The following is a 16694-nucleotide window of genomic DNA, read 5'->3' as shown; positions in this document are numbered from 1 at the left end:
TACCCCAGGATCTACCGGGTGCACGACGAACTCGTTGATCATCTGACGCGGTCCACGCCCCTGAACCGGGGCGAGGCACTGCGGGTGGTCCAGGACGTGCTGGCCTACTTCGACGAGTCGACGGAAGCCTACGTCCGGCGCCGCCACCGCGAGCTCCAGGCCCAGGGCCTGGTGAACGCGGAGATCTTCGAGCGGATCGGAGCGGACCTGCACTACCGAGCGGTGGCACCGCCCGAGCTGACGCTCAGGCAGCTGCGCCGCATCGTCTACGGCTAGGAATACGGAATACCTATATATGTGCGGAATTGTCGGATACATCGGAAAGCGTGACGTGGCCCCCCTCCTTCTGGAGGGCCTGCAGCGGCTGGAGTACCGCGGCTACGACTCCGCGGGCATCGTCGTCACCTCCCCGAAGACGCCCGGCCTGAAGATGGTCAAGGCCAAGGGCCGGGTGCGCGACCTGGAGGCCAAGGTCCCGGCGCGCTTCAAGGGCACCACCGGTATCGCCCACACCCGCTGGGCCACCCACGGCGCCCCCTCCGACGTCAACGCCCACCCGCACATGTCGGCCGACAGCAAGGTCGCCGTCGTGCACAACGGCATCATCGACAACGCCGCCGACCTGCGCCGCAAGCTGGAGACGGACGGTGTCGAGTTCCTCTCCGAGACCGACACCGAGGTCCTCACCCACCTGATCGCCCGCTCCTCGGCCGAGAAGCTGGAGGACAAGGTCCGCGAGGCCCTCCGGGTGGTTGAGGGCACCTACGGCATCGCGGTCATGCACGCCGACTTCTCCGACCGCATCGTGGTGGCCCGCAACGGCTCCCCGGTGGTCCTCGGCATCGGCGAGAAGGAGATGTTCGTCGCCTCGGACATCGCCGCCCTGGTCGCCCACACCCGGCAGATAGTGACGCTGGACGACGGCGAGATGGCCACCCTCAAGGCCGACGACTTCCGCACCTACACCACCGAGGGCACCCGCACCGCGGCCGAGCCGACCACCGTGGAGTGGGAGGCCGCCTCCTACGACATGGGCGGCCACGACACCTACATGCACAAGGAGATCTTCGAGCAGGCCGACGCCGTGGACCGCGTGCTGCGCGGCCGCATCGACGACCGCTTCTCCACCGTGCACCTCGGCGGCCTCAACCTGGATGCCCGCGAGGCCCGGCAGATCCGCCGCGTGAAGATCCTCGGCTGCGGCACCTCGTACCACGCGGGCATGATCGGCGCCCAGATGATCGAGGAGCTGGCCCGCATCCCCGCCGACGCCGAGCCGGCCTCGGAGTTCCGCTACCGCAACGCGGTCGTCGACCCCGACACCCTGTACGTCGCCGTCTCCCAGTCCGGTGAGACGTACGACGTCCTCGCCGCCGTCCAGGAGCTGAAGCGCAAGGGCGCGCGGGTCTTCGGCGTCGTCAACGTGGTGGGCTCGGCGATCGCCCGCGAGGCCGACGCCGGGATCTACGTCCACGCCGGTCCCGAGGTCTGCGTGGTCTCGACCAAGTGCTTCACGAACACCACGGTCGCCTTCGCCCTCCTCGCCCTGCACCTCGGCCGCACCCGTGACCTCTCGGTCCGCGACGGCAAGCGGATCATCGAGGGCCTGCGCAAGCTGCCGGACCAGATCACCGAGATCCTCAAGCAGGAGGAGCAGATCAAGGAGCTGGCCGAGCTGTACGCCGACGCCCGCTCGATGCTCTTCATCGGCCGCGTCCGGGGCTACCCGGTGGCCCGCGAGGCCTCCCTGAAGCTCAAGGAGGTCTCCTACATCCACGCCGAGGCCTACCCCGCCTCCGAGCTGAAGCACGGCCCGCTGGCCCTGATCGAGCCGGCCCTGCCGACGGTCGCGATCGTCCCCGACGACGACCTCCTGGAGAAGAACCGCGCGGCCCTGGAGGAGATCAAGGCCCGCAGCGGCAAGATCCTCGCGGTGGCCCACCAGCACCAGGACAAGGCGGACCAGACGATCATCGTCCCGAAGAACGAGGACGAGCTGGACCCCATCCTGATGGGCATCCCGCTCCAGCTCCTCGCCTACCACACGGCCAAGGCCCTGGGCCGGGACATCGACAAGCCGAGGAACCTGGCCAAGTCGGTGACGGTGGAGTAGGAAATCCACCCGACCACCGAAGCGATAATTGAGCAACCCCCGCGGCGAGCAACCCCGTCCGCGAGAGCGGCGCCGGTTCAGGCGCGAAAAAAGGGACCCCCACGTGTGCCACCAAGCACGTGGGGGTCCCTTCGGTGCCGCTGGGAATCAGCCGGTGGCCGTCACCCCCCGGCCGGCGGCACGCCCCGGAAGCGTCGTCGGCCAGTGCGCCAGCACAGCCGTGGCCGCGTACCAGGCCACCGCACCGGACACCGCCGCGACCCAGCCCCCGACCTTGGCCAAAGAGGAACTGTCGGCGAAGGACGCCACGGCCAGCACCAGCATCGCCAGGAACAGCAGCCCGTGCATGACCTGACCGAGGCTGTCCCCGCCCGCGAGGGTCAGGGTGAGCGCCACGAGGGCGAACAGGAGAAGGAAGAGTCCGGCCGCGTCGGCCGACGCGTGGTCCCCGACAGCCCAGGTGAACCACAGGGCGCCGAGAGCCACGAAACCCGTACCGGAGGACTTGTCGCCGCCCCGGAAGGCCAGCAGGCCGACGAGGAACAGAGCGACTCCGCCCACATAGTGGGCCACTGACACGGCGTCGGACGCTGCCACGCCGTGAATCACGCCAGTCGTACCGAGGCCGAACGCCAACAGGGTGATTCCCAGGGCGAGTCGTCCGACCACGGTGGTGCTTCCGCTTCCCGCAGAGACTTCGCTGTCCACGGCGGGCTCCCTTCGTGCTGCAGTTGCGCGGTGACCGATATATGCCCTTCACAAGGGCACAAACCACCTCTACGCGCGAGTAGTTTCGCGCTGCACAAAGGGAGTTGGAGCAGTCAGGGAAGGACGATCACGGGATGACCATCACGGGATGACGATCACGGGCCGTTGCGCCCGCTTGGCGAGCCGCCCCGCGACGGAGCCGAAGATCCGGCCGACGATGCCGTGCGTGGATCCGACGACGATCGCGTCGGCCTCGTACTCCCGGCCCACCTCTTCGAGTTCGTGGCAGATGTCCCCGCCCCGCTCGACCAGGATCCACGGCACCTCGGCCAGATAGTCCGCGCACGCCAGCTCCAGCCCGAGGACCTCGGTGCGATGGTCCGGCACGTCGACGAAGACGGGCGGTTCGCAGCCGGCCCACACGGTGGTCGGCAGCCGGTTGGCGACATGGACGATGATCAGGCCCGACTGGGAGCGGTGGGCCATACCGATGGCGTAGGCGAGGGCGCGCTCACTGGAGGTGGAGCCGTCGAAGCCGACGACGACTCCGTGCCGGAAGGCTGGGTCGCAGGAGGGGCGTGACTCTTCCGCCGCCAGGGGCTCGGACGCCGTGGGATCGGCGACGGGCCGCTTGCGGTCCGCGGGTTCGAAGAATTCGTGACCGGCCATGGCTGTCTCGGCGTTGTGATCCTTTATGGGTGGGACGACAGTGTGCGCGGAACTGTGTCACGGAGCTGTGTCCGGGAAACATCTTCCCAACCCCATACCCCCAAGGGTACGGCGGCACGCCTCCTGAGCCCAGATCCCGCGCACGCTCCGTAAGCGGTCCCCCGACGTCCGTAGGGGTTCACCGGAGCATGCACGAGCGGCGCCCGTAACGCAATGGTTGCTGCCCCGTACAGGCGGTTTGCACAGGATTCACAGACGTACGGCCGGTGACCGACGGGTCGAACAGACGTTGAACCCGGGTGACCCACCGCCACAGGGAGTACGAGTGATGCCCGGTCCCCGACCCACCTCCGAGTCGCATTCCGCGCCGGACACCGTGAGCGATGTGATCCGCTGGGCCGCCTTCAGCTGCGTTCTCGTCCCCGTGGTGCTGGTCTGGTACGGCTCCTCGCTGGCCGGCGCGGCGGGCGCCGCACTGGGCCTGGCCGCCGTGACGGCGGTGTGCCGGATCCTGCTGCGCCGCTCCGAGCGGTGTGCCGAGCGGCACGTGTGTTCCGCAAAGCGTTGCGCGGTGCAAAGAGGGGGACGTCACACCCGCCGACGGACACCGGTCGACTGACCTGTTTCCATACCCCACACCGCTTGTTTTCAGCCAACTTCTCAATGCCGCCCCAGGAGGCCCCCGACCACCCCTCAACCCCCGTTTGACCTGCACGGAAAGGGTCCAGGGGCGGCTGCGCACCCTACGCGGTTCGGCCACCGCCACAAGGCGCACTTCCCTACACCCCCCACGAGTGCAACGCTTCGTGATCGAATGCTTCACGCCAAGTTGTCATGTCGACAATCAGGGGCGTGTGGAACTGGTCACCGTGAGACCGCGGGAGCCAGTAGATTCGATCTTGACTGTCTTACGGCGGGGGACTCGTGCAGGACCGAGGGGAAACGTGCAGGAGCGACACAACCGAGGAGCCGCGACCACCGAGGGGGGCTTAGCAGTATGAGCCACGACTCCACTGCCGCGCCGGAGGCCGCCGTCCGGAAACTTTCCGGACGCCGCCGCAAGGAGATCGTCGCGGTGCTGCTGTTCAGCGGCGGCCCCATATTCGAGAGTTCCATTCCGCTGTCGGTGTTCGGAATCGACCGCCAGGACGCCGGAGTGCCGCGCTACCGGCTGCTGGTGTGCGCCGGCGAGGAAGGCCCGCTGCGGACCACAGGGGGCCTGGAACTCACCGCGCCGCATGGACTGGAGGCGATCTCGCGCGCCGGGACGGTCGTCGTACCGGCCTGGCGTTCGATCACCGCGCCACCACCGGAAGAGGCGCTCGACGCGCTGCGCCGGGCGCATGAGGAGGGGGCCCGCATAGTCGGGCTGTGCACCGGGGCCTTCGTCCTCGCGGCGGCGGGCCTGCTGGACGGCCGCCCGGCGACCACCCACTGGATGTACGCACCGACGCTGGCCAAGCGCTATCCGTCGGTGCACGTCGATCCGCGTGAGCTGTTCGTGGACGACGGCGACGTGCTCACGTCAGCCGGCACGGCGGCCGGAATCGATCTCTGTCTCCACATCGTGCGGACGGACCACGGCAACGAGGCGGCCGGCGCGCTCGCCCGGCGCCTGGTGGTCCCACCGCGCCGCAGTGGCGGTCAGGAGCGCTATCTCGACAGGTCTTTACCAGAGGAGATCGGCGCCGACCCGCTCGCCGAGGTCGTCGCCTGGGCGCTGGAACACCTCCACGAGCAGTTCGACGTGGAGACCCTGGCGGCACGCGCCTATATGAGCCGCCGTACGTTCGACCGCCGGTTCCGCTCGCTGACCGGCAGTGCGCCGCTGCAGTGGCTGATCACGCAGCGGGTGCTGCAGGCACAGCGGCTGCTGGAGACGTCGGACTACTCCGTGGACGAGGTGGCGGGCCGGTGCGGCTTCCGCTCCCCCGTCGCGCTGCGCGGCCACTTCCGCCGCCAGCTCGGCTCGTCCCCGGCCGCCTACCGGGCCGCCTACCGGGCCCGTCGGCCGCAGGGCGACAAGCCGGCCGACGCGGAGCCGGCGCTGCCCGCGCCCGGCCAGCCGGGCCCGCCACCGGGCCTGCCGGGCGTCGGCTCGATAGGTCACCCACCCACGATGCTGCACCCGGACCGCGACAACGGTGTCCCGATGCAGACCCGCCGCCAGGCGGCGGGCGCGGTGGGACTGCTGCCGGGGCCGCGGAGCGGTAGCTGAGAGAGATGGGAGGGGGCGAGCACACTCGCCCCCTCTGTCCTTTCAGTCTGTCTTTTCAGCACAGGCCGGCCCTTTCAGCACAGGCCGGAACCAGTACAGGGGCATCCAAAAGCGCAGGCCCGCTTTAGGGTGGTCGCATGAACGATCGCATGGTGTGGATCGACTGCGAGATGACCGGCCTCTCGCTGTCCGACGACGCTCTCATCGAGGTGGCCGCCCTCGTCACCGACTCCGAGCTGAACGTACTCGGCGAGGGGGTGGACATCGTCATCCGCCCGCCGGACCAGGCCCTGGAGACGATGCCGGACGTGGTGCGTCAGATGCACACCGCTTCCGGGCTGCTCGCCGAGCTCCCGAACGGCACGACGCTGAAGGACGCCGAGGACCAGGTCCTCGCGTATGTGAAGGAGCACGTGAAGGAGCCCGGCAAGGCCCCGCTGTGCGGCAACTCCGTCGGCACCGACCGCGGCTTCCTGGAGCGGGACATGTCGGCCCTGGAGAGCTTCCTCCACTACCGGATCGTGGACGTCTCCAGCATCAAGGAGCTGGCGCGCCGCTGGTACCCGCGGGCGTACTTCAACAGCCCGGAGAAGAACGGCAACCACCGGGCCCTCGCCGACATCCGCGAGTCGATCGCCGAACTGCGCTACTACCGCGAGGCCATCTTCGTCCCGCAGCCCGGCCCCGACTCCGACACGGCGAAGGCCATCGCCGCCAAGCACGTCCTGCCTGCTCAGTAAGTCTTCGGAGGTCCCGCGCAAGGGTGCCGTAAAACGTGTGCGCGAGCACCCCTGCGGACCCTGTAGACTTCTTCTCGGCCGGTCGGGGAAACGACTTCCACCGCCGGTCATGGTGGGTGTAGCTCAGCTGGTAGAGCACCTGGTTGTGGTCCAGGATGTCGCGGGTTCGAGTCCCGTCACTCACCCTGATGATCAAGGCCCCTGACCTGGGAAAAGGTCAGGGGCCTTGTCGTTTGCCGCCTCGGCTGAGGGCGAAGAACTGCCGCCGGGGCACGAAGCTGCCGAGGGCGGAGGACCACGTCGTCCAGGATGCGGCATGGTGTGGTTCGGCACACGGCCGACGGGACCAATCGGTAACTCGACGTCGCCGCAGGGGTGTCAGACGTCCGGATGCTGTTCACGGCTGGGCCGGGCAGAGTATGGCCGTCGGCCTGCCCGCTTCCGGCACCCCCCTGACGGACGTCAGCGCGGTGCATGCCCACAAGAGAACCGCCGCGTGTCGCGCGACGGCGGTTTCCGTCTGCCAGGCTGGGGCGATGACCATGACGACCACGCCGGAGTGGGAACAGCGGTGCGCAGCCCTGTGGGACGCCTTCGAGGACTGCGACCCGGCGGAATTCCGCTCGAGGATCGAGGCGTTGGCCGCCGAGCTGCCGGCGGGGCACGCCGTCGCCGCCTTCGAGCTGGCCTCCGCCTACGACGCCACCGACCTCGGCGAACGCGCCGTCGCGCACTACCGGAAGGCGCTGGACGGCGGACTGGACGGCGATCGCCGGCGACAGGCCGTCATCCAGCTGGCGAGTACGCTGCGCGCGCTCGGCGACCCGCAGGCCGGCGCCGACCTACTGCTCGCGGAGCGCGAGCAGACCTCGGACCACCTCGACGACGCGGTCACCGCGTTCCTCGCCCTGGCGCTCGTCGACCTCGGCCGGGAGCGGGAGGCCGCGGCGCTCGCGCTGGGCGCACTCGCCCGGCACCTGCCGTGCTACAACGTCTCGCTCGCCCGTTACGCCGCGGCCGTGGCCGACCCGGCCCCGAACGGCTGAGCCGGGCGGGACCGGCCCGGTTCGCCCTCCGGCGACAGGGGCCGGTCCCTCCACCGATGCGGCATACCGGCCGGCCCGGGCTCGCGCGCGGTCAATGCTGCGCAGGGTGTCCCGGGCCCTCCCCCTGGGCCACGGTGTGCGTCGCGCCCTCGGGTCCGGCCAGGGCGCCTGCCCCGAGCGCCAGCGCCAGTGTCATCGCGAGAGCCCCGGCCAGCTTGATCACTTTGCTGAGCATGCCCCACCCCTTTGTCACGGTCTACTCGGGTCGCTTTCGACATCTCCGATGCTGCCCGCCCCGGTTCCCGCGGCCCTCCTCCGGCCCTCCCGTGCGACGGGAACGGCGCAGGAACCGCATCTCAGGAGAGAACGGGCGCCATGAGTGTCAGGCCACCGGGGGCGCCGCCACCTGGGACTCCCTCCGTTCGGGCGCCGGCGCCCCGGCCGTTTCCACGGTCTGCCCCGGCGCTGCCTGCTCCCCGGCCTCCCCCGGCGGCTTCAGCGCGGTCAGGTCCACCCACCGCAGCGTCGCCAGTGTCAGCAGCACCGGCAGCGTCCCGCCGAGCACGAAGAGGGCCGCCACGAACGCCCGGCCCGAGCCCACACCCGCGAGCACCGCCGACAGCGGGACGAGCGCCAGCGAGCCCAGCCAGTCGATGCTGATGACGCGGCCGCGCACCGCGCTCGGCACGGAGGTCTGGATGAGCGTCGACCAGTACACGTTGCCGACGGTCGAGAAGTAGCCGTACACCGCCGCCATCGGGAGCAGCATCCAGAACGCCGGCACGAAGACCATCAGCGCGAGCGGCGCGGCGCCCACCGTCCAGGCGAGCAGCATCTTGCGGGCGTAGTCCCGGGGGGCCTGGCGCGCGCCCAGCACGAGGGACGCCACTACGGCCGCGACCCCGGTCACCGCGATGAGCAGGCCGTAGTCGCGGGCGTCGCCGTGGAGCCGGTCGCTGATGAGGAAGGGCAGGAGCACCTGCCGGGGGCCGGACTGGAGCAGCAGCACCACGCCGGACCACACGATCAGCACCCACAGCCACCGCTCCCCGAACAGATAGCGCAGCGCCTGACGGTACGGGACGGGTTCGGCCGGCTCGGCCTCCTGCGCCTTCTCGGGTACGGCACCGGCGGACGCGCCCGGCCGGATGAGGGCCACGCACATCGCCGCCACCCCGAAGCTGACCGCGTTGAGCACGATGACGCTGAGGGAGTCGAGCAGCGAGATCAGCATGCCGCCGAGCGCGGGGCCGATCATCCTCATGGTGAGCGAACGCACCGTGGATTCAAGGGCGTTGGCGGAGTGCAGCTCTTCCTCGGGTACGAGGTCGGGTGTGAAGGCGTCCGCGGCGGGACCGCTGATGGCGGCGGACGCGCCGAGCACCAGGGCGGCGCCGACCAGGTGCCACACCGTCAGACGACCGACGGCATGGACGACGACGAGCACACCCAGGGCGGCGAAGCTCGCCGCGAACGACCAGCCGATGACCCGCTTGCGCGGGAAGCGGTCCGCGAGCACACCGCCCACCAGGACGCAGGAGATCAGGCCGACCGACTCGGCGCCCACCACCAGGGCGAGTCCGGAGCTGTCACCCCCCAGCTCCATGGCCACCCAGGGCAGGGCGACCAGCCAGACACCGTCGCCGAGCATGCTGATGAGGTACGAGACGAAGAGCAGCCGGTAGTCGCGGTGCCGCAGGGGCGCCAGCGAGCGGGACAGGGAACGGGACAGGGACGACATCGGATTCCCAACTCCGGATACGGCAGGGGAAGGAAGTGAGAGGAACGGAGGACGTGCGGATACGACACCGGTGCGGCGGCCGGGGTGGCCGCCGCACCGGTGGAGCTCGCTCAGGAGCCGGTCATCGCCACCTTCTTCCGCAGCGCGACCCTGATCTCCTTGCCGTCCTTGCCCTTGATCATCATCACCGAGGGGGTGGAGTGGGTGACGGGCAACGCCCGCAGGGCCTTCTGGTCCGAGACCCGGGCCTCGTAGTACTCCCGGCTCGCTGGAACGGTGTTGGCCCGCAGCGACGGGATCGGCCGCTTGGCGACCGGCCAGTCGATGACGTCGTTGCCCGGCTGGTACTCGCTGCCGTCCTCGGGCAGCAGGGTGCGCGGCCGGTTGACGGTGTACACGTTCTCCAGGTGCTCGAAGGCGTGGCCCACGCCCGGCGGGATGAGCAGATACCGCTCGGGGTCGGGGCGGAAGGTGTACGTGACGTCCGCGCCGTAGGTCGGCGAGTCCACCCGGGTGTCGATGAGGTGGAGGGTGACGTCCTGGTCGCGCGGTCCCACGAAGGTGAGCCGGTCCTCCTGGCCGAGGTGGATGCCGTAGGCGTCGTGCGTGTAGCCGGTCTCGCCGTGGTCGATGAAGTAGAGCGGGTGGCGGTCCAGGAGCGCGGAGAAGCCGGACTCGGCGCCGCTGCGGATCACCGGGTGACGCACCCAGCCCATACCGAAGACGTCTGCCAGCGGCTCCCAGTTCCTCCGGTCCTCCTTGGGCAGCGGGCGGCGCAGTTCGACTCGGCGCACGGTGCCGTCGGCGAGCTTCACGTCCCGGGTGACGGGGTATTCGTAGGCAACCTTCGGGATCATGGCGCGCTGCTGGGCGGCGACCATGTCGTACCAGAGTTCGCTGGCGGGGTGGGAGTTGGGCCGGTAGCGGGGGACGTCCTCGTCGGTGATGTCGAGGGGGATGTTGATGATGTCCGCATCGGGCTGCCAGTCGAGGCTGCCGTGGACCCATTCGGTGGGGTCGGGCAGGAACAGTTCGTAGGAGTTGATGGTGTTGACGAACTCCAGGCCGTCGAAGGTGTGGGCCACGCCCGGCGGGACGTACAGGGCGCGGGCCGAGGTCGGCGACCAGGTGTGCTTCTCACGCACCCCGGCGGTGGGCGAGCCCTCGCGGCAGTCGATGAACCAGCCGGTGATCGTGCCGTTGCTCGGGCCCAGGAAGGTCAGGACGTCCGCCTGGCCCAGGTGGATTCCGTAGTGACCGTAGCTGAATTCGGTTTCTCCATGGAAAACCAGGGTGGCCGGCCGCAGTGTCGGGAAGGGGACGACGTAGGAATCGTTCCCGTTCTCGATCCGCCAGTTCTCACGCCAGCCGAGCCCCTCGATGGAAAACGACTCACTCACGACTTTCCCTTTCCTTTTCTGCGTGACGGTGGGAGCGGGGCGGGGTTTTTCCACGGGGCGGTCCGGTCCCCGGAGACGAGTTCCGGGGACCGGACCGCATCGCCCCGCGTCGAAGGTCAGGCGAGGATCTCGACCTCGTAGCCGGCGGCCTCGGCGGCGGCGCGCAGGTCGTCGATCGAGGTGGTGGGCAGCTCCTCGAAGATCTCCGCGACGGCCGCCTGCTTGATGCCGGCCAGCGAGGCGGAGAGACGCGCGGCCTGCTCGGCGCCCTCGAACTTGGTGAACGCCAGGCTGGTGAGGAGCGACTGCAGCGCCTCGTCACCGGAGGCGGCGGCCTCGCGCAGCTGGGTGAGGGTGGCGTCGTCGACCTTGCTCCAGTCGGCGTCGAACTGGGCGCCGTCGGCGTACAGGCTGTTCATCATCTGCTGGGCCGGGGTGACGGAGACGTTGCTCATATCCAGCTCCTTTTGATTGTCCGCCCCCTTGTCTCGCTTTTCCGGGGGCTTCTCTGTTGGTGATTTGATTTCATCAGGCCCAGTCGACACGGTCAATGAATTCCCGATCGGCTTATCTGTCACGGGAATTCGGACAAGCCGATGGGTCGGCTCTCATCAGGCCGCGAGCTGGTCGTTCTCCTCGGCCATCAGGGTGCTGACCCGGTCGATGAAGAGCCGCATCTCGCGGCTGAGCGGGGTGCGCCGGCGTCGTACGAGCTGCGTGTACACGGCGGACGGCGGGCGCCAGTCGAGCGGTACGAGCACACCCGCCGCGATGTCCTCGACGACGGCGACCTCGGGCAACAGCCCCACGCCCAGGCCGGCCGCGGCCCACCGCTTGGTCGACTCGACCGTGCCTGACTCCAGCAGCGGCGCGGTACGGCCGTTCCACTCGCGCTCCAGGAGCCGCCGGTAGCCGCGGCCGGACTCCGGCGCCAGGATGGGCACGTCACGCAGCCGCTCACCGGTGCCGGACCGCAGACCGGCCAGTGCGTGGTCGGGTGCTACGACGGCGACGAGCGGCTCCGGTCCGAAGACCGTGCTCTCCAGGCCGGGATGACGGGTGTCGGTGTCGATCAGCAGCACCAGGTCCAGGGCACCCTGGCGCAGGCCGTCGAGGATCTCCGCCCCGCTGCCCGGCCGCAGGACCAACTCCAGCTGCGGGCAGCGGTGGTGGAACAGCTCGAGGAGCGGTGGCATGCGGTACGTCGCGATGCTCTCCATCGTCCCGATCACCAGCCGCCCCGACGGCTCGGGGGAGCCCAGGGTCACGCTGCGCGCCTCGTCGGCCAGCAGGAGCAACCGTTCCGCGAACGGCAGCAGCCGCAGGCCGGCCGGTGTGAGCCGCACCCTGCGGCCGGAGAGCCGTTCGAACAGCGCCACACCCAGGGCGTTCTCCAGGCCCTTGATCTGCCCGGTCACACTTGACTGCGCGTAGTTGAGCTCGGCTGCCGTGCGGCTGAAGCTGAGCAGAGTGGCGGCCTTGTGAAACGTCCTGAGCTGACGCATGTCCACGTGTCCTGTCCTCCTGGTGCGGGAGATGGGGTTCACCGGCGGCGCGTACGAGCGCGTGAGCCGTGCGGTGACACGGGCGCTCGGTGGGTGGGGGGGGTCAGGGTGCGGGTTCGACCTCGACTCCGGTGTGCAGCAACTGCCGCGCGGTCGCCAGGCGTTCGGCGGTCGCGTCCGCGTCCGCGCCGTCGACGACGACATAGCCGTGCCGGGTCGCGCTGTTCGTCGTGGCGCGGACGACATCCCCGGGGCGGAACGGGAAGCGCACCGCGTGCACATGGGGCAGAGCGCGCAGTTCGTCCAGAGCGGTCACGGCAGTCAGGCGGCCGGGCGGCAGCCGGAAGAAGCCGGTCGCGGCGATGCCCGCCGGGTCGGCGTGCGGCAGACATCGGCCCAGCGCGAGGCTCTGGAAGAACGCCGCCTCCAGGTCGATCCCGCAGGTGACCCGGAGCAGCAGGGGTATCCCGTCCCGGGCGAACCGGGGATGCGAGGAGACGATGCGCGGGCCGGTGGCGGTCAGCACGACGGTGGTGTCGGCCGGGCCGCACTCGAATCCCGCGAGGTCCAGCAGCGCGCACACCGCGGACCGGATCTCGGCGCCCGCACGCGCGCCGAGCCGGGCCGGGTGCACATGCTCCGTCGCCACGAAATGCGGCGGCCCCCCGGTCACCGTGGCCGTGATGCCGACGACTTGGTGCATGCCGTCGACGCTGAGGGTGGTGACGTTGTACTGCGGCCCGGCCAAGAACTCCTCGACGAGGTAGGGCCCCGGGGTGCGTAGGGCCCAGGCCGTCAGGGCACCCAGGTCGGGGGCGAGGACGGGACGGCGGTCGGCGTCCCGGGCCAGGGAGCAGACGACGGCCGGATGACCGCCCGACTCGCGTACGGCGCCCGGGAGTTCGGACCTTCGCTCCACCCGCCGGTAGCGCACGCTCAGCCGGTCGTGGCCGCTCAGCAGATCGCGCAGGGCGCCACGGTCCTCCAGGAGCCGGTGGGTGTCGGGCGAGTTGACGCCGAGGCCGAGCTTGTGAGCCTCTTCCAGTACCGGCCGCCTGCCCGCCCCGCCGCCCAGGTACAGCACGTGCCCGATGCGATGCTCCTCGGCGGCTCGTACGACGAGTGCGCGCAGAGCCGGCTCGTCGGTGAGGTCGGCGGTCAGCACCTGTGCGGAGTGCCGGACCACGTCGGCGTGCTCGGTCGCCGGGCGCAGCGCCGGGTCCCACACGGACCAGACCCGATACCCTGCCGCCACGGCCTTGCGGACCGTCCGGGCGCGTGGCAGAACCATCAGCAGGCGGTCGGGTCGGGTCTGCATGGCGAGGCTCCTCGTGGACTGAACGTTGCCTGCCGGGAGCATCCACGCATCAGTTCCCGTTGAGTTCCCGCGCACGTCCGCCGGTGCGGGAACCGGGTCCTCCGCCGAATCGTTACTCCGCTTCGCTCTCCCCTTCCGTCTTGCCTTCTCTCTCCCCGATCCCCAGCTCCGCCGCCAGGACCCGCGCTCGATCCCGGTACTCCGCCGCCGCCTCCTTCTCCCCCAAGTCCGCCGCTGCGGCGCTCAGCCCGGTCAGGGCGTCGAGGATCTCGGCCCGGTAGTCCAGGGCGGTCGCACGGTCGAGGGCGAGCCGGTGCAGGCGCAGGGCCGCGGCGGGGTCGCCGGCCCTGCGGTGGACCCGGCCGACGATGTTCTCGATCTCCGAAGCGCGCAGTCGTACTCCGGAGCGGCCGACGGTCTCGCGGGCGTGGTCGGCGTCGCGCAGCGCGCGCTCGTCGTCGCCGAGGAGCTGGCGGGCCTCCGCCGAGAGGGCGAGGGCCAGGGCGTGGTTCTCCGTGGCCCGGGCCTCGTCACCGGGTGTGAGGCAGGCGTCGAGGACCGCCAGCGCCCGTTCGGGTTCGCCCATGCCCAGCAGCCCGGCGGCCAGGTCGTTCAGGACGAGTCTCTCCTTGTCGAGGACGCCGAGGCGGCGGTTGATCCGCAGCGCCTCCTCGGCCGCCGCGACGGCCTCGCGGTGGCGGCCGAGCCGGCGGTATGCGGAGGACAGGTTGGCCCAGCTGTCGGCTTCGCCGGTCGCGTAGCCGCTCTCGCGCCGCAGCACCACGGCTCGCTCCAAGTGGCTTACCGCTTCGGCCAGTTGACCGGTGTCCAGGTAGAGCAGCCCGAGCCGCCCGATGCTCATCGCCTCACCGACCTCGTCACCCAGCGAACGGGCGATCCGCAGAGCCTCGGAGACGCTGTCGATGCCGTCGTGGAAGCGGCCCGCCCGCCACTGTGCCACGCCGAGGTTGTTGAGGCTGAGGCACAGCAGCCGCTGGTCCCCGAGCCGGCGCGAGGCACGTACGGCGGTGATCCCCTGCGCGAGCTGTTCGTCCGGTTTGCTGCGCGAGTACAGGTAGAAGGCCAGGTTGCGGGACAGGTGCACCACACAGGCCGGGTCGGCGGTGTCCCCGTCCCGGTCGATGAGGAACTGGATCGTGTGGTACTCGCGGTCGAACCAGTCCATGGCCTGCGCCGCCGTCCGCAACGCGGGCAGTTCGGTCGCCGACGGGACCGCGACGTCGAACGCCATGGGCAGCCGGTCCGGGAACAGCGTCGCACAGGCGGCCTCGGTCGCGCCGAGGTAGTACGGCAGCAGCCGCTCGGCCGGTGCCCCGTTCTCGGTGTCGTCGCCCGGCAGCGAGCGGGCGAAGCTGCGCACCAGGTCGTGGAAGCTGTACAGGCCCAGCGTGTGCTGCTGCAGCATGTGCGCGTCCAGGAGGTGTTCGAGGAGATCCTCGGCCTCCTGCACGGTGGTTCCCGCCAGGGCGGCCGCGGACCAGACGTCGATCTCGGTGCCGGGGTGCTGCCCGAGGAGCCGGAATCCGCTGCGCACGCTCGCGCTCAGCGCCTGGTACGAGAGTTCCAGGGTCGCCGTGACGCTGCGCCGGCCGGTGCTCAGCTCCTCCAGCCGGCGCGTTTCGTGGCTGAGCCGCTCCACGAGGTGCGCCACCGTCCAGCGGGGCCGGTTGCGCAGCCGGGCCGCCGCGATGCGCAGGGCGAGCGGCAACCGGCCGCACAGCTCTCCGAGTTCGGCCACCGCGTCCGGCTCGGCCGCGGTGCGCTCGGCGCCCAGCGTCTCCGCGAGGAGGGTGGCGCTCTCCGCCGCGGTGAGCATGCCGAGGCCGATCCACTCGGCGCCGTCGAGGTCGACCAGCCGGCCCCTGCTGGTGATCAGCACCAGGCAGCCGGAGGAGGCGGGCAGCAGCGGGATCACCTGGCTCGGGTCGGCGGCGTTGTCGAGCAGGATCAGCACCCGCTTGCGCGCGACCGTGACCCGCCACAACGCCGTCCGCGCCCCGGTGCCCTCCGGTATCTGCTCGTCCGGTACGCCCAGCGACCGCAGCAGGCTCTCCAGCGCCACGGCGGGCCGCAGCGGCTCCTCACCAGGGGTGAAGCCACGCAGGTCCAGGAAGTGCTGGCCGTCGGGGTAGTGGTCGGCGAGCCGGTGCGCGGCCCGTACCGCGAGGGTGGTCTTGCCGGAGCCGCCCATACCGTCCAGAGCGAGGATCCGGGTGCCCTCGCCGCCGGGCTCGCGGGCTTTCGCCAGCAGCAGCCGAAGTTTGTCATCCCGGCCGGTGAAGTCGGTCACGTCGTACGGCAGTGTGCACACGCCCCGGTCCACCGGACCCGGCTCGGCCACCGAGGTCAAGGGGGCCGCCGGGGGCACAGTGGTCGCCGCGGTCGCCTGGGCGGGCTGCGGAGCGGTGGCCGGCGGGGCCAGTTCGGGGTCCTCGCGAAGGATGCCCTCGTGCAGGCGCATGAGCGGGGCGCCCGGGTCGATGCCCAGTTCCCCGGCGAGGAGGGAGCGCGCGGCCGCGTACTCCTCCAGCGCCTCGGCGCCGCGCCCGGAGCGGTACAGGGCGAGCATGAGCTGGCCCCGCAGGGTCTCGCGCAGCGGGTGCCGGGAGACGAGGTCGCGCAGGTCACCGACGAGTTCGGGGGCCGCGCCCTGCGCCAGGCGCAGTTCGAAGTACTGCTCGGCCGCGGTCAGCCGGCGTTCCTCCCACGCCGTCGCCGCCGCCTCGATGATCCGGCCGCCGCGGCCGGCCAGGACGGGGCCGCGCCACAGGGCGAGCGCCCGTCGCAGGACCGACACCGCCTCGGCCGTACGGTTCGCGTCGGCCGCGGCACGGGCGGTGCGCAACAGGTCGGCGAATTCGTCGAGGTCGAGTCGGCCGTCACCGAGCTGGACGCGGTAGCCGTAGTCGTCCGTGACAACGGCGCAGGCGCCGCCGGGTATCCGTCGGCGCAGCTCCGACACGGCCTTGCGCACCTGGTGTTCGGCGCTCGTGGGCGGTTCCTCGTCCCAGGCGGCCTCGACCAGACGGCTGACCGGTACGGCCTTGCCGGGCTCCAGGAGCAGGGTGACGAGCACGCGTTCCTGGATCGCTCCCCCGAACCGCAGCAGGGTCTGCCCGGCCCAGACCTCCAGCGTGCCCAGGATGTTGAACCGAAGCCGGTCCGGCTCTTCCCCCATCACCGCGCCCCCTCCGTCAGGCAGAGCCCTCGCTCCG

At 70.7% G+C, this 16694-nt stretch carries 15 protein-coding genes and 1 tRNA gene; 7 read left to right on the top strand and 9 right to left on the bottom strand.

What is annotated here, in order from left to right; all coding sequences use genetic code 11:
• Positions 1–18 precede the first annotated feature (18 nt).
• Both AB5L52_RS28055 and glmS read left to right on the top strand, forming a co-directional pair.
• Positions 19–276 (top strand): hypothetical protein, encoded by a 258-nt coding sequence (locus AB5L52_RS28055; protein ID WP_351030994.1) that lies wholly within the window; start codon positions 19–21, stop codon positions 274–276.
• 19 nt (positions 277–295) lie between these two features.
• Positions 296–2113, top strand: a complete 1818-nt coding sequence (gene glmS, locus AB5L52_RS28050) for a glutamine--fructose-6-phosphate transaminase (isomerizing) (protein ID WP_351030992.1) — start codon at positions 296–298, stop codon at positions 2111–2113.
• Positions 2114–2260: 147 nt separating this feature from the next.
• Here glmS and AB5L52_RS28045 read toward each other — a convergent pair whose 3' ends face one another.
• Together AB5L52_RS28045 and AB5L52_RS28040 are read right to left on the bottom strand one after the other, a co-directional pair.
• Positions 2261–2821, bottom strand: coding sequence for a GPR1/FUN34/YaaH family transporter (locus AB5L52_RS28045; protein ID WP_351030990.1), 561 nt, complete (start codon positions 2819–2821; stop codon positions 2261–2263).
• A gap of 141 nt (positions 2822–2962) precedes the next feature.
• Complete coding sequence (locus AB5L52_RS28040; RefSeq protein WP_351030988.1) at positions 2963–3490, bottom strand: universal stress protein; 528 nt, start codon at positions 3488–3490, stop codon at positions 2963–2965.
• Between the two features lie 328 nt (positions 3491–3818).
• Here AB5L52_RS28040 and AB5L52_RS28035 point away from each other — a divergent pair, with 328 nt between their 5' ends.
• The 5 genes from AB5L52_RS28035 to AB5L52_RS28015 all read left to right on the top strand — a co-directional run bounded on the left by AB5L52_RS28035 (position 3819) and on the right by AB5L52_RS28015 (position 7494).
• Positions 3819–4109: a hypothetical protein gene (locus AB5L52_RS28035; protein ID WP_351030985.1), complete on the top strand. Its 291-nt coding sequence runs from the start codon at positions 3819–3821 to the stop codon at positions 4107–4109.
• Between the two features lie 378 nt (positions 4110–4487).
• Positions 4488–5708, top strand: a complete 1221-nt coding sequence (locus AB5L52_RS28030) for a helix-turn-helix domain-containing protein (RefSeq protein WP_351030982.1) — start codon at positions 4488–4490, stop codon at positions 5706–5708.
• A 137-nt stretch (positions 5709–5845) separates the two neighbouring features.
• Positions 5846–6448, top strand: coding sequence for an oligoribonuclease (gene orn / locus AB5L52_RS28025; protein ID WP_351562987.1), 603 nt, complete (start codon positions 5846–5848; stop codon positions 6446–6448).
• A 112-nt stretch (positions 6449–6560) separates the two neighbouring features.
• Positions 6561–6633: transfer RNA gene (locus AB5L52_RS28020), tRNA-His, on the top strand.
• Positions 6634–6984: 351 nt separating this feature from the next.
• A complete protein-coding gene (locus tag AB5L52_RS28015) occupies positions 6985–7494 on the top strand; it encodes a tetratricopeptide repeat protein (protein ID WP_351562989.1) in 510 nt (169 codons plus the stop codon).
• Positions 7495–7585: 91 nt separating this feature from the next.
• Here the strand turns inward: AB5L52_RS28015 and AB5L52_RS28010 are convergent, their stop codons facing one another.
• The 7 genes from AB5L52_RS28010 to AB5L52_RS27980 all read right to left on the bottom strand — a co-directional run bounded on the left by AB5L52_RS28010 (position 7586) and on the right by AB5L52_RS27980 (position 16657).
• Positions 7586–7729: a hypothetical protein gene (locus tag AB5L52_RS28010; RefSeq protein ID WP_351030977.1), complete on the bottom strand. Its 144-nt coding sequence runs from the start codon at positions 7727–7729 to the stop codon at positions 7586–7588.
• A gap of 147 nt (positions 7730–7876) precedes the next feature.
• A complete protein-coding gene (locus AB5L52_RS28005; protein ID WP_369366885.1) occupies positions 7877–9235 on the bottom strand; it encodes an MFS transporter in 1359 nt (452 codons plus the stop codon).
• 110 nt (positions 9236–9345) lie between these two features.
• Entirely contained in the window at positions 9346–10635 is a 1290-nt protein-coding gene (locus AB5L52_RS28000; protein ID WP_351030972.1) for a dTDP-4-dehydrorhamnose 3,5-epimerase family protein, read from the bottom strand.
• Between the two features lie 116 nt (positions 10636–10751).
• The gene (locus tag AB5L52_RS27995) at positions 10752–11090 is read right to left on the bottom strand and encodes a hypothetical protein (RefSeq protein WP_351562992.1); all 339 of its coding nucleotides are present in this window, start codon (positions 11088–11090) and stop codon (positions 10752–10754) included.
• Between the two features lie 156 nt (positions 11091–11246).
• Positions 11247–12140 carry a LysR family transcriptional regulator gene (locus tag AB5L52_RS27990; protein WP_351562994.1) on the bottom strand — a complete coding sequence of 298 codons (894 nt, stop codon included), beginning with the start codon at positions 12138–12140 and terminating at the stop codon, positions 11247–11249.
• 103 nt (positions 12141–12243) lie between these two features.
• Entirely contained in the window at positions 12244–13458 is a 1215-nt protein-coding gene (locus AB5L52_RS27985) for a phosphoribosylglycinamide synthetase (RefSeq protein WP_351765678.1), read from the bottom strand.
• A gap of 112 nt (positions 13459–13570) precedes the next feature.
• A complete protein-coding gene (locus AB5L52_RS27980; protein ID WP_369366882.1) occupies positions 13571–16657 on the bottom strand; it encodes a BTAD domain-containing putative transcriptional regulator in 3087 nt (1028 codons plus the stop codon).
• Positions 16658–16694 lie beyond the last annotated feature (37 nt).

It is taken from the genome of Streptomyces sp. CG4 (genome assembly GCF_041080655.1).
In the GTDB taxonomy this organism is placed as follows: domain Bacteria; phylum Actinomycetota; class Actinomycetes; order Streptomycetales; family Streptomycetaceae; genus Streptomyces.
The sequence above is the reverse complement of the archived record's forward strand: the minus strand, read 5'-3'. Positions and strand labels throughout refer to the sequence as shown.

Bases quoted from the DNA above. Each gene is read 5' to 3' on its own strand.
- glmS (WP_351030992.1), top strand. From the start codon at position 296: ATGTGCGGAATTGTCGGATACATCGGAAAGCGTGACGTGGCCCCCCTC.
- AB5L52_RS28035 (WP_351030985.1), top strand. From the start codon at position 3,819: ATGCCCGGTCCCCGACCCACCTCCGAGTCGCATTCCGCGCCGGACACC.
- AB5L52_RS27990 (WP_351562994.1), bottom strand. From the start codon at position 12,140: ATGCGTCAGCTCAGGACGTTTCACAAGGCCGCCACTCTGCTCAGCTTC.
- AB5L52_RS28010 (WP_351030977.1), bottom strand. From the start codon at position 7,729: ATGCTCAGCAAAGTGATCAAGCTGGCCGGGGCTCTCGCGATGACACTG.
- AB5L52_RS28030 (WP_351030982.1), top strand. From the start codon at position 4,488: ATGAGCCACGACTCCACTGCCGCGCCGGAGGCCGCCGTCCGGAAACTT.
- AB5L52_RS28005 (WP_369366885.1), bottom strand. From the start codon at position 9,235: ATGTCGTCCCTGTCCCGTTCCCTGTCCCGCTCGCTGGCGCCCCTGCGG.
- AB5L52_RS28015 (WP_351562989.1), top strand. From the start codon at position 6,985: ATGACCATGACGACCACGCCGGAGTGGGAACAGCGGTGCGCAGCCCTG.
- AB5L52_RS28040 (WP_351030988.1), bottom strand. From the start codon at position 3,490: ATGGCCGGTCACGAATTCTTCGAACCCGCGGACCGCAAGCGGCCCGTC.
- AB5L52_RS27980 (WP_369366882.1), bottom strand. From the start codon at position 16,657: ATGGGGGAAGAGCCGGACCGGCTTCGGTTCAACATCCTGGGCACGCTG.
- AB5L52_RS27985 (WP_351765678.1), bottom strand. From the start codon at position 13,458: ATGCAGACCCGACCCGACCGCCTGCTGATGGTTCTGCCACGCGCCCGG.
- AB5L52_RS27995 (WP_351562992.1), bottom strand. From the start codon at position 11,090: ATGAGCAACGTCTCCGTCACCCCGGCCCAGCAGATGATGAACAGCCTG.
- orn (WP_351562987.1), top strand. From the start codon at position 5,846: ATGAACGATCGCATGGTGTGGATCGACTGCGAGATGACCGGCCTCTCG.